13 protein-coding genes are annotated in these 12,576 nt (G+C 70.5%); 7 read left to right on the top strand and 6 right to left on the bottom strand.

Annotation, left to right across the window (positions count from 1 at the left end; genetic code table 11):
* Window positions 1-10: 10 nt before the first annotated feature.
* The gene (locus ACGFNK_RS41940) at window positions 11-634 is read left to right on the top strand and encodes a PadR family transcriptional regulator (RefSeq protein ID WP_393425455.1); all 624 of its coding nucleotides are present in this window, start codon (window positions 11-13) and stop codon (window positions 632-634) included.
* Between the two features lie 114 nt (window positions 635-748).
* Here ACGFNK_RS41940 and ACGFNK_RS41945 read toward each other — a convergent pair whose 3' ends face one another.
* Entirely contained in the window at window positions 749-1,180 is a 432-nt protein-coding gene (locus tag ACGFNK_RS41945; RefSeq protein ID WP_386357183.1) for an SRPBCC family protein, read from the bottom strand.
* Window positions 1,181-1,485: 305 nt separating this feature from the next.
* On the opposite strand from ACGFNK_RS41945, the gene ACGFNK_RS41950 reads away from it, so the two are divergent.
* From ACGFNK_RS41950 to ACGFNK_RS41960, 3 genes are all read left to right on the top strand, one after another.
* Window positions 1,486-2,019 (top strand): Clp protease N-terminal domain-containing protein, encoded by a 534-nt coding sequence (locus ACGFNK_RS41950; RefSeq protein WP_386357181.1) that lies wholly within the window; start codon window positions 1,486-1,488, stop codon window positions 2,017-2,019.
* A gap of 177 nt (window positions 2,020-2,196) precedes the next feature.
* Entirely contained in the window at window positions 2,197-3,207 is a 1,011-nt protein-coding gene (locus ACGFNK_RS41955; RefSeq protein ID WP_393425459.1) for a DMT family transporter, read from the top strand.
* A 195-nt stretch (window positions 3,208-3,402) separates the two neighbouring features.
* Window positions 3,403-4,380 carry a DMT family transporter gene (locus tag ACGFNK_RS41960; protein WP_393425462.1) on the top strand — a complete coding sequence of 326 codons (978 nt, stop codon included), beginning with the start codon at window positions 3,403-3,405 and terminating at the stop codon, window positions 4,378-4,380.
* Here ACGFNK_RS41960 and ACGFNK_RS41965 read toward each other — a convergent pair.
* A complete protein-coding gene (locus ACGFNK_RS41965; RefSeq protein ID WP_393425465.1) occupies window positions 4,362-5,036 on the bottom strand; it encodes a pyridoxamine 5'-phosphate oxidase family protein in 675 nt (224 codons plus the stop codon). The two genes, ACGFNK_RS41960 and ACGFNK_RS41965, sit on opposite strands and share 19 nt — an antisense overlap.
* Window positions 5,037-5,136: 100 nt before the next feature.
* On the opposite strand from ACGFNK_RS41965, the gene ACGFNK_RS41970 reads away from it, so the two are divergent.
* Complete coding sequence (locus tag ACGFNK_RS41970; protein WP_393425468.1) at window positions 5,137-6,468, top strand: aminotransferase class I/II-fold pyridoxal phosphate-dependent enzyme; 1,332 nt, start codon at window positions 5,137-5,139, stop codon at window positions 6,466-6,468.
* Between the two features lie 9 nt (window positions 6,469-6,477).
* On the opposite strand, the gene ACGFNK_RS41975 is transcribed toward ACGFNK_RS41970, so the two are convergent.
* Window positions 6,478-7,509 carry a DMT family transporter gene (locus tag ACGFNK_RS41975; protein WP_393425471.1) on the bottom strand — a complete coding sequence of 344 codons (1,032 nt, stop codon included), beginning with the start codon at window positions 7,507-7,509 and terminating at the stop codon, window positions 6,478-6,480.
* Window positions 7,510-7,547: 38 nt separating this feature from the next.
* Between ACGFNK_RS41975 and ACGFNK_RS41980 the strand changes: the two genes are divergently transcribed.
* Window positions 7,548-8,444 (top strand): LysR family transcriptional regulator, encoded by an 897-nt coding sequence (locus ACGFNK_RS41980; RefSeq protein ID WP_393425474.1) that lies wholly within the window; start codon window positions 7,548-7,550, stop codon window positions 8,442-8,444.
* A gap of 178 nt (window positions 8,445-8,622) precedes the next feature.
* Here the strand turns inward: ACGFNK_RS41980 and ACGFNK_RS41985 are convergent, their stop codons facing one another.
* Entirely contained in the window at window positions 8,623-9,090 is a 468-nt protein-coding gene (locus ACGFNK_RS41985; protein WP_393425477.1) for a pyridoxamine 5'-phosphate oxidase family protein, read from the bottom strand.
* Window positions 9,091-9,209: 119 nt separating this feature from the next.
* On the opposite strand from ACGFNK_RS41985, the gene ACGFNK_RS41990 reads away from it, so the two are divergent.
* Window positions 9,210-9,854, top strand: a complete 645-nt coding sequence (locus ACGFNK_RS41990; protein WP_393425480.1) for a cysteine hydrolase family protein — start codon at window positions 9,210-9,212, stop codon at window positions 9,852-9,854.
* Here the strand turns inward: ACGFNK_RS41990 and ACGFNK_RS41995 are convergent.
* Complete coding sequence (locus tag ACGFNK_RS41995; RefSeq protein WP_393425483.1) at window positions 9,847-10,305, bottom strand: Rieske (2Fe-2S) protein; 459 nt, start codon at window positions 10,303-10,305, stop codon at window positions 9,847-9,849. The genes ACGFNK_RS41990 and ACGFNK_RS41995 overlap by 8 nt on opposite strands.
* A 95-nt stretch (window positions 10,306-10,400) precedes the next feature.
* Window positions 10,401-12,521 (bottom strand): prolyl oligopeptidase family serine peptidase, encoded by a 2,121-nt coding sequence (locus ACGFNK_RS42000; RefSeq protein ID WP_393425486.1) that lies wholly within the window; start codon window positions 12,519-12,521, stop codon window positions 10,401-10,403.
* Window positions 12,522-12,576: the final 55 nt, after the last annotated feature.

Raw genomic sequence — 12,576 nt, forward strand, 5'->3', positions numbered from 1 at the left:
AGTGATTGCGATGCGTTCCCATGGAGAGGAATTCGGACCGGGCTTTGGCCCCGGTCCTGGACGGGGACACGGCGGACCCGGCCCGCATGGCCGGGGAGGCTTCGAAGGGCGCCGCGCCGCCTTCGGTCCCTTTGGGCCGGGCTTCGGTCCGGGACCCTGGGGTGGCCGTGGCGGACGGGGCGGGCCGCGCGGCAGGGCGCGGCGCGGCGACGTACGCGCGTCGATCCTGGCTCTGCTGAAGGACCGGCCCATGCACGGTTACGAGATGATCCAGGAGATCGCCGAGCGCAGCGGCGGGGCATGGAAGCCCAGCCCCGGCTCGGTGTACCCCACCCTCCAACTGCTGGAGGACGAAGGCCTGATCACCAGCGCGACCGAGGGTGGCAAGAAGCTGTTCTCGCTCACCGAGGCGGGCCGCACCGCGGCCGACGAGGGCCCCGAGGCGCCCTGGGAAGAGGCCGGGCGCGGGGTCGACTGGGAGGCGCTGAGCGACATCCGGCAGGCCGGTTTCGGTCTGATGGAGGCGTTCGGCCAGGTCTGGAAGACCGGCAGCAAGGAGCAGCGCGAGAAGGCGCTGTCCGTCATCAACGAAGCCCGGAAGAAGCTGTACCTGATCCTCGCCGACGAGGACTGACGGGATGAGGGCCGGTATTCACGGTCCGATGGCCCGCACAGGGGGTACTTCGGCAGCGAAGTACCCCCTTCGGCATGGGGTGGCCGGCTCTGTGGTGACGGGGTTCTGGGTGTTCTAGGTGACCAACCCGCCCAGTTTGCGCAGCGATTCGTTGAGGGCCGCAGTCGCCGAGTCCTTGAGCTTGCCCGCCATCAGTGAGACGGCGGCGCCCGTGAACTCCCCGTCGATACGGACCTGAGTGGCGGCCTCGCCCTCCGGTGTGAGTGTGTAGCGCGTCGCGACGGTCACGGACATCGGTCCCTTGCCGCGGATGGCCAGCGTGCGGGCGGGCTCCAACTGCTCGATGGTCCAGTCGATTTCAGCGGGGAAACCCATCAGCTTCATGTGCTCCTCGAAGGTGCCGCCGACTTCGAGGGTCTGAGGGCCGCCCTTGGGGAAGCTGGTGTGCGTGGAGTTCCACTCCCCGTAGGAGGAGAAGTCCGTGAGCTGCGCCCAGACCTTCTCGGCCGGCGCCTCGATCCGTGCTTCCGCGCTGACTTCGGCCATGCGACCACCCCTTCGTGTCAGGCGCTGCGCCGGGCGCAGCTCCGGTGTCGCGGAACGTAGCCGGAGGGCCCGCAACATTCAATACTGATGAACCGTCAGAAAATTGGGGTCCCTGTGAGCGTGTGCCGGGGCAGGGTGGTTGCGCTTGCGGCGCGAGGCAAGGCGGCGCGCGCTCCGTCAGGGACAAGGGCGTGATGTCATCCGTAAGGAGGAGAATCCGCCTACGCCTGCCCAACTTGTGTCGGACGCGAAAATGCTTCCCGCCGGGGATGACTCGGCTCGAAGGGGCTGATGGGGTAAGGGGTGTGCAACCGCGTATCCCCCGGCAGCAGGCCGCCGATCGTGGCCTGAACCGTATGGACATCGAGGCCGGGCTCAGTAAGGAGCTTGCGGCGGTGGTCGCCGGTGCGCGCAGAAGGGCGCTGCGGGACGGGGACCGGCAGATCGACACGGCTCATCTGCTGCATACGCTCCTCGAGTCCGACCCGGAGGTGCGTGCGGTCGTCGACGACGGGCCTCGGATCCCGCGGCTGCTCGGCTATCTCGTGCAGCGCAGCATCGGCTACGGCCTGCGCTGGCAGAGCGGCGTGGAGGATTCCGGTGCCGTGCCGACCGTGCGCGAGGACGGCTGGTCCCCGGTGGCGGCCGGCGCCATGGAGTACGCGTGCGCGCTCGCCGCGCGGCGAGGTGGCGAACCGGCGGACGGGATCGACCTGCTCGCGGCGATCGTCGCGGATCCCGAGTCCCGGGCCGTGGAGGTGCTGGAGCGGGCGGGAGTCGACGTGGCGACGCTACGGGCCCGTCTTGACGCCGCGGTGGAGCCCGGCGTCGAAGCCTGAGCGGCCACGAGCCTGAGCTGTCACGAGCCTGAGCTGTCACGGCTGACGCTCCCCAGTTGTGCTGCGGGCGGTTTCCGGGGGGACGTCCGCAGTCGTGCGTACCGCCAGCCTTCCAGCCGTCCAGCCGTCGAGACAGGTGTCATTGGGGATGACGCTCCTGTCATCGCCTGTCATCATGTGCCGATGCGTACATCTGAGAGCAGTCACGGCAACCGGCAAAGAGGCGTGGGGCTGAGCCTTGCGCTGGTGTCTGCGGTCGCCTTCGGGGGATCCGGTGTCGCGGCCAAGCCCTTGATCGACGCGGGCCTCGACCCGCTCCATGTGGTGTGGCTGCGCGTCGCGGGCGCCGCCGTGGTGATGCTGCCGCTCGCCGTACGTCACCGGGGGTTGCTGCGCGAGCGCCCCGCGCTGCTCGCCGGGTTCGGGCTGCTCGCCGTGGCCGGCGTCCAGGCCTGCTACTTCGCGGCGATCTCCCGGATCCCCGTCGGTGTCGCGCTGCTCGTCGAGTACCTCGCGCCGGCGCTGGTTCTCGGTTGGGTGCGGTTCGTGCAGCGGCGGCCGGTGACCCGTGCCGCCGCCCTCGGAGTCGTACTCGCCGTCGGCGGGCTCGCCTGTGTCGTCGAGGTGTGGTCGGGGCTGAGCTTCGACCTCCTCGGACTGCTGCTCGCGCTCGGCGCGGCCTGCTGCCAGGTCGGCTACTTCGTCCTGTCCGACCAGGGCGGCGACGCGGGCGACCAGGCCCCGGACCCGCTGGGCGTCATCGCGTACGGCCTGCTCGTCGGCGCGATCGTGCTGACGCTCGTCGCGCGCCCGTGGGGCATGGACTGGTCGGTCCTCGGCGGCGGCGCGAACATGAACGGCACGACGGTCGCCGCCGGGTACCTGCTGGTCTGGATCGTGCTCATCGCCACCGTCCTCGCGTACGTCACCGGCGTGCTGGCCGTGCGCCGGCTCTCCCCGCAGGTCGCGGGCGTCGTGGCCTGCCTCGAAGCGGTCATCGCGACCGTCCTCGCCTGGATCCTGCTAGGCGAACACCTCTCCGCGCCGCAGCTCGTGGGCGGCGCGGTGGTGCTGCTCGGCGCGTTCATCGCGCAGTCGTCAACGCCCGCCAAGGGCTCGGAGGGGCCGGTGGCCAGTGCCGGGGGCGACGCCGATAAGGAGTTGTCGGCGCGCGGCAGCGCCGCCTAGGGTGCTGATCATGCATTCGGACGCACTCGTTCTTCCTCCCCCCGCCGCCTGAGGCGGGCCCTCCGGAATCCACGCCCGACCGGCGGTCGGGCGGAACGGTGCTGCCCGCAGACGAAGTCCGAGGACCTTCCACGCGCCGCTCTGCTCTGCGCGTGACGTGGTCCTTTCCGAACTGCGTATCTGCGGAGAGAACACGTGTCGAATGCTGCTTCCGGCCTGCCCATCGGGCGAGGCCTCCTCTATCTGACCGTCGCCGGTGCCGCCTGGGGCACCGCGGGCGCGGCCGCCTCGCTCATCTACCGGGCGAGCGACATGGGCCCCATCGCCCTGTCGTTCTGGCGCTGCGCGGGCGGACTCCTCCTGCTCCTCGCCGCCCGGCTGCTGCGGCCCCGGCCGCGTCGCACCGCACGGCCGCGCCTTCGTCCTCGTACGACCCTGCTGCGGATCGGGATCACCGGGCTCGGTCTTGCCGTCTTCCAGACCGCTTACTTCGCCGCCGTCGAGGCGACCGGACTCGCCGTGGCCACCGTCGTCACCCTCGGCGCCGGTCCCGTGCTCATCGCGCTCGGGGCGCGGCTGACCATGGGCGAGCGGCTCGGGCGGGGCGGCACCGCCGCCGTCATCGGTGCGCTCGCCGGGCTCGCGGTGCTGGTGCTGGGCGGCGAAGGTGCGACGGTACGGCCCTGGGGTGTCGCGCTCGCGCTCGCGTCCGCCGCCGGGTACTCCGTGATGACGCTGCTGACCCGGTGGTGGGGGCGTGACGGCGGGGCCGACGCGTCCTCCACCACCGTGGGCGCGTTCGCCGTCACGACGCTGTGCCTGCTGCCCTTCGGCCTGACCGCGGGCCTGGTGCCGCACACCACCGAACTCGCCCTTGTTCTGGCCCTGTTGGCGTATGTCGCCGCCATCCCGACCGCCCTCGCGTACGCCCTGTACTTCGCGGGGGCCGCCGTCGTCCGCTCGGCCACCGTCTCCGTGATCATGCTCCTGGAGCCGGTGAGTGCGGCGGTACTGGCCGTGGGGCTGCTCGGCGAGCGGCTCACCGCGGCGACGCTCGGGGGTACGTTGCTGATGCTCGGGTCGGTCGCGGGACTCGCGGTCGCGGAGGCGCGAGACGGCGCGGAGCGTATGCGGGAGGCACTCGAGGAGGAGCCTCAGAGCGTCGTCAGGTAGTCGGGCAGTTCGACGCCGGGGGCCAGGTCGTCGGCCGGGACGGGGGTGCCGTATCCCTTGTGGAGCGGCACCACTCCGGTCCAGTGCGGCAGGCCCAGGTCCTCGGGCTCGTCGTTGGGGCCGCCCGTACGGAGCTTGGCTGAGACCTCGCCCAGGTCGAGTCGCAGTACGGCGGTGGCGGCCAGCTCCTTGTCGTTGGCGGGCCGGGAGTCCTGCGAGCGGCCCGGGACCACCTGGTCCACCAGGGCGTCGAGGGCTTCGCGCTTCTCGTCGGCATCCGTCACCTGGTGGGCGATGCCGTGCACCACCGCGGAGCGGTAGTTGAGCGAATGGTGGAAGGCCGAGCGGGCCAGCACCAGACCGTCGACGTGCGTGACGGTGAGGCAGACCGGGAGCCCCGGCTCGGCCTGGCCCGCCATCCGCAGCGGACGCGAACCTGTCGAGCCGTGCACATAGAGCCGCTCACCGATCCGGCCGTACAACGTGGGCAGCACGACCGGCGCTCCGTCTCGGACGAAGCCCAGATGGCAGACGTACCCCTCGTCGAGTATCGAGTGCACCGTCTCGTGGTCGTACGCGGCACGCTTGCGGGAGCGGGTGGGGACGGTGCGGTCGGTCGGGGTGTAGGCGGCGGGCCGCGGGGTCGTCTGCGTCATCGGGGTCTCCAGCTCTCCGTGTTGTTGCGTGTGCTCGGTCGTTCGTGTGCTCGTCGTGCACGCTTGCTTGAATGTATTGCACTAGTGCATAATGTGCTTTGTGCTAGGAGAGTATCGGATCGAGGGAAGGCGCGCAGCCGAGATTGCGGCCAGCGTCGAGCGCGCGGTGGGCACGGGAGGCCTTGAGCCCGGTCAACTGCTTCCGCCCATGCGGGAGTTGGCGGCCGATCTTGGCGTGAATCCCAATACCGTCGCGGCCGCGTATCGCACGCTGCGGGAGCGTGGGGTCATCGAGACCGCGGGCCGGCGCGGCAGCCGCGTACGCCCCAAGCCGGTCACGACGGCCCGTGAGCTCTCCCGCCTGGAGGTGCCGCCCGGGGTACGGAACCTGTCCGACGGAAACCCGGATCCCGCCCTGCTGCCCGCACTCACCGAGGCGTTCGCGGCGGCAGCGGCGCACGCGGACCGTGAGCCGGAGCTCTACGGAGAGGCCGCCGTGGAACCGGAGTTGGCGCGGCTCGCGCGCGCGGACCTGGACGCGGACGGGGTGCCGGACGGGCCCGTCACCGTCACCTCCGGAGCGCTCGACGCCATCGAGCGCGTGCTGGCCGCCCACCTCAGGCCCGGGGACGCGGTCGCCGTCGAGGATCCCGGCTGGCGCAGCGTCCTCGACCTGGCCCCGGCGCTCGGGCTGCGTACGCTCCCGGTCGGTGTCGACGACGAAGGGCCGCTGCCCGACGACGTACGGCGCGCGCTGCGCTCGGGTGCCCGTGCGCTGATCGTGACCGACCGCGCGCAGAACCCGACCGGCGCCGCCGTGAGCGCCACGCGCGCGCGTGCCCTGCGTTCCGTGATCGAGGAGCACCCTCAGACCCTGCTCATCGAGGACGACCACGGCCATCGCATCGTCGACCTGCCCCTGCACCCGCTGGCCGGAGTCACCCACCACTGGGCCTTCGTGCGCTCGGCCGCCAAGGCATACGGTCCTGACCTGCGGCTCGCCGTGTTCACCGGTGATCCCGTCACCGCCGACCGCGTCCAGGGGCGGCAGAGGCTGGGGCCGGGGTGGGTGAGTCATCTGCTGCAACGGGCCGTCGTGCGGCTGTGGGTGAGCGGTGCGGTGGACGTACGGGAGGTGGCGGCGGCGTACGGGCGGCGGCGGGACGCGCTGATCGCCGCGCTCGCGGAGCGCGGCATCGAGGCGTACGGACGCAGCGGGATGAACGTGTGGGTACCCGTGCCGGACGAGACCGGGCCCGTCGCACGGCTGCTGCACTCCGGCTGGGCCGTCGCGCCGGGCGCCGGCTTCCGGGTGAGCTCGCCGCCCGGCCTGCGGATCACCGTCTCGACGCTCGCCGCGCACGACATCGGGCCGTTGGCGGACGCGGTCGCCTCCGCCATCGACCCGGCGCCTGCGCGTCGTTACGTCTGAACTCGCCCCCTACGCTTGTGACTTGGGCCGGGACTGCGTGAGTGCCGCGCCCGCGAGCACGATGGCCGCGCCCACCGGTGTCGACCAGGTCAGCGACTCGCCGAGGATCGCGACGCCCGCGGCCGTGGCAATGACCGGGATGAAGTACGTGACCATCTGGGCCGTCGTCGGGCCGACCTCGGCGACCAGGCCGTACTGGACCAGCATGGCGACGCCCGTGCCCAGCGCGCCCAGTGCGACGATCGCGAGCAGGGGCAGGACCGCGAACCGGTTCGGCAAGGTGGTGAACAGCGGCGTGACCACGGCCAACTGGGCTGTCGCCAGCAGTAATTGGGCGCCGGTCAGTGAGAGGTTGGAGTTGCTGGAGCCGGCCAGCGTGCGCCGGAGGTAGATCCAGCCGATCGGGTAGCTGAGCGAGGCCAGCAGGGCCAGCGCCGTGCCCGTGGCGTCGAGACCGTGGAAGCCCTGCCAGGCACCGAGCACCGTGAGTACGCCGAGGAAGCCGATGCCGAGACCGGCGACCCGGTGGCGGGTGGGCCGGTCCTCGGAGAGGGCGACCAGCGACAGGGTCATGCCCCACAGGGGCGACGTCGCGTTGCATATCCCCGCGAGCGTGGACGGGATCGTCAGCTCGGCGTACGCGAACAGGGAGAAGGGGAGTGCGTTGAGGAAGAACGCCACGACTGCCAGATGCGCCCAGGTGCGCGTCCCGCGCGGTAGCCGCTCTCGCTTCCAGGCCAGCGCGGTCGCGAGCACCAGGGTGCCGAACACCAGCCGTCCGAGGGTCACTTGGAAGGGTGCGTACCCTTCCGTGCCGACCTTGATCAGCAGGAAGCTGAAGCCCCAGATGAGGGAGAGGATGCCGAAGCGGACGCGCCAGTCGAGGGCTCGGCGGGGCTTCGGTGCGGTGGTGTTGGGTGGAGAAGTGGGGCTGTGGGCGGGGGTTCGGGCTCGGGTGGGAGAAAGGGTCCCGGAGTGCGGGCGACTAGGGGTGGAGGCGCTCATGTCGACCACGATGGTCTGGGCTATCTCGTAGTACAAGCGAGACTTTTTTCGCGGTACCTCGTAGCATCACTTACGTGTTGAACCTGGAGCGCTTGCGTACTCTTGACGCCCTTGCGCGGCATGGCTCGGTCAGCCGTGCGGCCGAAGGGCTGCATGTCACTACCTCAGCCGTTTCCCAGCAGATGGCCAAGCTGGAGCGGGAGGTGGGGCAGCGGCTCGTCGCCAAGAACGGGCGGGGGGTGCGACTCACTGACGCGGGGCGGTTGCTCGCCGATCACGCCGCGCGGATTCTGTCCCAGGTCGAGCTCGCCCAGTCCGATCTGGAGGCGCAGCGGGGGCAGGTGGTGGGGGAGTTGCGGCTTTGCGCGTTCCCGACGGCCGCGCGTGGGCTGTTTCCTGCGGCGCTTGCCTCGCTGCGGGCCGAGCATCCTGGGCTGCGGGTTCGGACGCGGGAGTTGGAGCCTGAAGAAGGCGTTTTCGCCGTGGTCCGGGGCGATGTCGACATGGCGGTCGTGCTCGACTGGTACAACAAGCCGTTGCCTGTGCCGGAGGGGCTGGTCAAGGCCTCGCTTCTTGACGACGCCGCCGATGTGGCGATGCCTGCCGGGCATCCGCTTGCCGGGCGGGACGAGGTGGACCTGGAGGAGTTCGCCGACGACGAGTGGATCGCCTGGCCCGAGGGGGAGTTCTGCCACGAGTGGCTGTTCTTCACGCTTCGCGCCAAGGGGATAGAGCCTGTTGTCGCGCATCGTGCGGAGGAGCACCAAACGCAGCTTGCGCTGGTTGCTGCGGGGCTTGGCGTGTGCGTTGCACCTCGCCTTGGGCGGGGGGCGGTGCCGGATGGTGTGCGTACGGTGCCGGTTCGTCAGCGCGTCACCCGGCACGTGTACGCGGTCTGGCGTGCTGATGGGGATCGGCGGCCGTCTGTCCGGGCAGCGGTGGAGGCGTTGCGGGTGGCGGGGGATTCGTAGGGGTTTCTTCTTTCCCCAAGCCGCCCCTTCCCGGAACTGGGGGCTGCGCCCCCAGGCCCCCCACAAGCAGGGATTTATGCCGAGTGCGGGTTCGTTGTGGCGTGTCGCGCCCCCGCGGCGGAGCCGCAGATTGATACAGCCCCGCGCCCCTTAAAGGGCGCTACCGGGACGCCCGTGTTCAAAGTGAAGCCATTTTGCGGAAGTCCCATGACTTGATTGCTTCCGGGGTCAGGCGGAGCCATGCGTGTCTGCCGTCGTGGGGCATCTCGTCCAGGGTGAAGTTCTTTCGTGCGAACAAGCGCTCCACGGCGTCGAGTTCGGGATACGGCTCGCCCGTGCGCGGTGCCTCGCCCACGAACTCGACGGTGCCCGACAGCTCCACGCCCCGCAGCTCCCCGTACTCGTCGCCCGCGTCTACGACCACCGCGATGCGGGGGTCCCTACGCAGGTCGGACCAGCGTTTGCTGCGGGTGATCGAGTACAGCCAGAGGGAGGTGCCGTCCCAGGCGAACCAGAGGGCGCTGAGGTGAGGGGCGCCGTCTGCCGAGACGGTTGCCACCCGGCAGGTGCGTTGGGTGGTCAGGAACTCGTCCAGTTCTTCGGGGGTCATCATGATCTTTCGGCCCCGGCGTTGCGTGGTGGTCATGTGGGTCCCTCTTTCTGACTGGGCGTCAGGAAATCATGCGGTGTCTTCCGCCCTCACGCAATGGCCGCTACGCTCGCCCGCCACCGTAGCGCCAGCCGTCTTCCGCGACAGGGGGAGCCATGCCGTCGTACGAAGAGCTCAGCGAACTCCTCGACCCAGCGACCACTGTCCTGCTGACCGTCGAGTGCCAGAACGGTGTCGTCGGGCCGGAAAGCGCGCTGCCCGAACTGGCCGAGGAGGCGCGTGCGTCGGGTGTTCTGGCCCGGATCGCGCAGCTGGTCGCGGGGGCGCACGAGAGTGGGGTGCAGGTGGTCCATGCGATTGCCGAGCGTCGGCCGGACGGGCGTGGTGCCAATCACAATGCCCGGTTGTTCCGCGCCGCGGAGCGGTTGCCGGTGCAGCAGTTGTCGGGGACTACGGCGGTGCGCGTCGCGGCGACCATCGAGGTCGCGGACGAGGATCTCGTCGTGCGCCGGCTGCACGGGCTGTCGCCGATCGCGGGCACCGACGTCGACCCGCTGCTGCGCAACCTGGGCTGCCGCGCACTGATCGTGACCGGCGTATCGGCCAATGTGGCCATACCCAACGCCGTGTTCGACGCCGTCAACCGCGGTTACACCACCGTCGTGCCCAGGGACGCCATCGCGGGGGTGCCCTCCGACTACACCCCCGCGATGGTCCGCAACACGCTCGCCCTGGTGGCCACGATCACCACCACGGATGAGGTGCTGGCCTGTTTCAAGCGTCCGCGCAGGATCACATGAGCATGATCGAGTCGCCGTCGACCATGACTTTCTCCTCGGTCAGCCCACTGGTCGCGGGCCCCTTCTTGACGCCGCCGTCCGTGACGCTGAACTGGCTGCCGTGGGCGGGACATGTGATGACGCCGTTGTCAACGCTGTTCACGCGCTGCTTCTGGTGCGGGCACACCGTCGAGTAGGCCTTGAACTCGCCGGCCGTCGGCTGCGTGACGACCACACCCTGGTCGGCGAAAACCTTGCCGCCGCCTTCGGGGATCTCGCTGGTCTTGGCCAGCGCCTCGCCGCCGCCGTGGCCGGCGGAGCTGGATGATTCGGACGAGCCGGATGAGCCGGACGGGCTGTCGTCGGAGCCTCCGCACGCGGTCAACGCGGCGGCGGCACCGGCCGCGCCGAGTGCCGCAAGGATGGTGCGGCGACAGATTGCCGGCGCAGGCTGAAGCGATTCGCTGGACATGTGGCGGTCCCTTCCACAGATGTACAGATGTGCTTCGGACCAACGCGGAGCGCGCTGATCCACATCAAGGTGTACGCGCACGTCACGAGGGTCGTTCACAGAGTGCTCGCGGTCTTGATGAAATCGAGATCAAGCCGGAGCAGCGTATCTATCACGCCTTCCTGTGTGACCAAATGGGTCGAACCGGGCAGCGGCAGCACCGTGTGCGGACGGCCCGCCGCAAGCAGCGCCGCCGAGAAGCGCAGCAGGTGCGCGGGTGCCACGTTGTCGTCGGCCATTCCGTGGACGAGCATCAGGGGGCGCGTGAGCTTGTGCGCGTGCGCCACCAGGGAGCAGCGCTCGTAGTTCTCCGGCTGGACGTCCGGGTGGCCGAGGAAGCGCTCCTTCCAGTGTGTGTCGTACAGGCGCAGATCGGTCGGCGCCGCGCCCGCGACGGCCGCGTGGAAGACATCGGGCCGGTGCAGTACGGCACCCGCCGCGAGGTAGCCGCCGAAGGACCAGCCGCGGATCGCCACGCGGCTCGTGTCCAGCTCCGGGAAGAGGTCCGCAGCCGCGCGCACGGCGTCCGCCTGGTCCTCGATCACGGGCGTCAACTGGTCGCCGTGGATGGCCGTTTCCCATGCCCGGTCACGCCCTGGCGTACCCCGCCCGTCGACGGACAGCACGGCGAAGCCCTGCTCGGCGAACCACTGGTTCACCGCGTGCCACCAGGCCGTTGCCTTCACGACGGTCTGCAGGCCTGGCCCCGAGTACGAGTGCACGATCACGGGCAGACGACGCGCCCCCGGTTCGTACGACTCCGGTTCGTACGATTCCGGCAGGTAGAGCGCCGCTCGCAGTTCCCGCTCGCCGAGCGTCAGGAAACGGGGCCGCGGCTCGGTCACGGGCCGCTCGGACAGCACTCGGATCCGCCCGGTCTGTTTGCCGTCCCGCAGCACCGTCACCGTCTGCCCGTCGAGCGTCCTGCTGTCCAGGACGACCGTGCCGCCCCCGACGGCGGCGCTGTGCACGCCCGGCTCGTCGGTCAGCCGGACGAAGCCGCCGGCCGGGTCGTACGACCAGACGTGGAACTCGGTCGGCTCCTGGCCGGCGACGAAGAAGATCCGTTCGCCGACCACGCCGAGCAGATCATGGACGTACATGTCCTCGGGCGTACGCACTCCGGTCGCCGGCATCCACAGTCCGCGGATCCCGTCCTGCGTGGTGAGGACGGGACCGGCGGCGGTGTGGACCGGAGTTCCGGGGACGAACTCCAGCCAGGCAGCGTCGCGTTGATGGTGCAGCGTCCTGGTCGCACCGGTCGAGGCGTTGATGCGGAGCAGGTACGCCGAGCGCTGGTCCCTGGTCTGCACGACGGCGAAGGGGCCGCCGTCGCCCCAGCCTGCTTCCACGACGTACTCGAAGGCCGCGTCCGTCCACTCGCCCGCCGGATGCTCCTCGGCCTCCTTGGGAAGCCGCGCCTCGACCCGGTCTCCGTCGAGCCCGACCACCTGCAGCGACAGCTCCGCGTTGGCGGTGCCCGCGGCCGGATACGGGACGGCGCGCGGCGGGCGCGTGGGGTGCGCCGGGTCGCTGATGTACCAGCGCTGGACCGGGGAGTTGTCGACGCGTACGACCAGCAGTGCCTCCCCGTCCGGCGACCACCAGAAGCTCCGCGTCCGGCCCAGCGACTCGGCGGAGACATGGTCGGAAAGCCCGTACGTCACTTCCGGGTGCTCCGGCCTGGCGAGCGCGCGGTCGGCCGTGCCGTCGGTGCGTACGACGCGGAGGGCGCCGTCACTCACGTACGCGATGCGGGTGCCGTCGGGGCTGGGGCGCGGGGCGACGACCGGGCCCGGCGTGGGGATCCGGCGCGGCGTGCTTCCGTCCGTGCGCACTGTCCAGAGGTCGCCGGAGAGGGCGAACACGATCAGGTGTACGGCCTCGTCGGTGGCGTACGAGACGATCCCGCCCGTTGTCTCGCGTGCCCGCTCCCGGCGGATCCGCTCGGCCTCCGGGACCTCGCCGCCGTCGCCGAGCCCGCGCGGGTCCGCGAGCAGACGTTCCTCGCCGTCCTCGTACAGCCACAGGCAGCCGGTCGTGGAGCGACCGCTCGCGGTGCGCAGGAAGAGCACGCGGTCGCCGTCGGGGGAGACGGTGAAAGCGCGGGGCACGCCGAGCGAGAAGCGTTTCGTGCGGGCAAGTTGGAGGGGCAGGTCTTCGTGCGGGGTGGTCACAGTGATCCTTCCGGCAGACGACGGCCGTTCCGGATCAGTGTCCCCGGTCGATCCA

It is taken from the genome of Streptomyces sp. NPDC048825 (assembly GCF_043198355.1).
GTDB classification, from domain to species: Bacteria; Actinomycetota; Actinomycetes; order Streptomycetales; family Streptomycetaceae; genus Streptomyces; species Streptomyces xiangluensis.

Bases quoted from the DNA above. Each gene is read 5' to 3' on its own strand.
- ACGFNK_RS41990 (WP_393425480.1), top strand. From the start codon at position 9,210: ATGCCGTCGTACGAAGAGCTCAGCGAACTCCTCGACCCAGCGACCACT.
- ACGFNK_RS41995 (WP_393425483.1), bottom strand. From the start codon at position 10,305: ATGTCCAGCGAATCGCTTCAGCCTGCGCCGGCAATCTGTCGCCGCACC.
- ACGFNK_RS41965 (WP_393425465.1), bottom strand. From the start codon at position 5,036: ATGACGCAGACGACCCCGCGGCCCGCCGCCTACACCCCGACCGACCGC.
- ACGFNK_RS41940 (WP_393425455.1), top strand. From the start codon at position 11: ATGCGTTCCCATGGAGAGGAATTCGGACCGGGCTTTGGCCCCGGTCCT.
- ACGFNK_RS41945 (WP_386357183.1), bottom strand. From the start codon at position 1,180: ATGGCCGAAGTCAGCGCGGAAGCACGGATCGAGGCGCCGGCCGAGAAG.
- ACGFNK_RS41985 (WP_393425477.1), bottom strand. From the start codon at position 9,090: ATGACCACCACGCAACGCCGGGGCCGAAAGATCATGATGACCCCCGAA.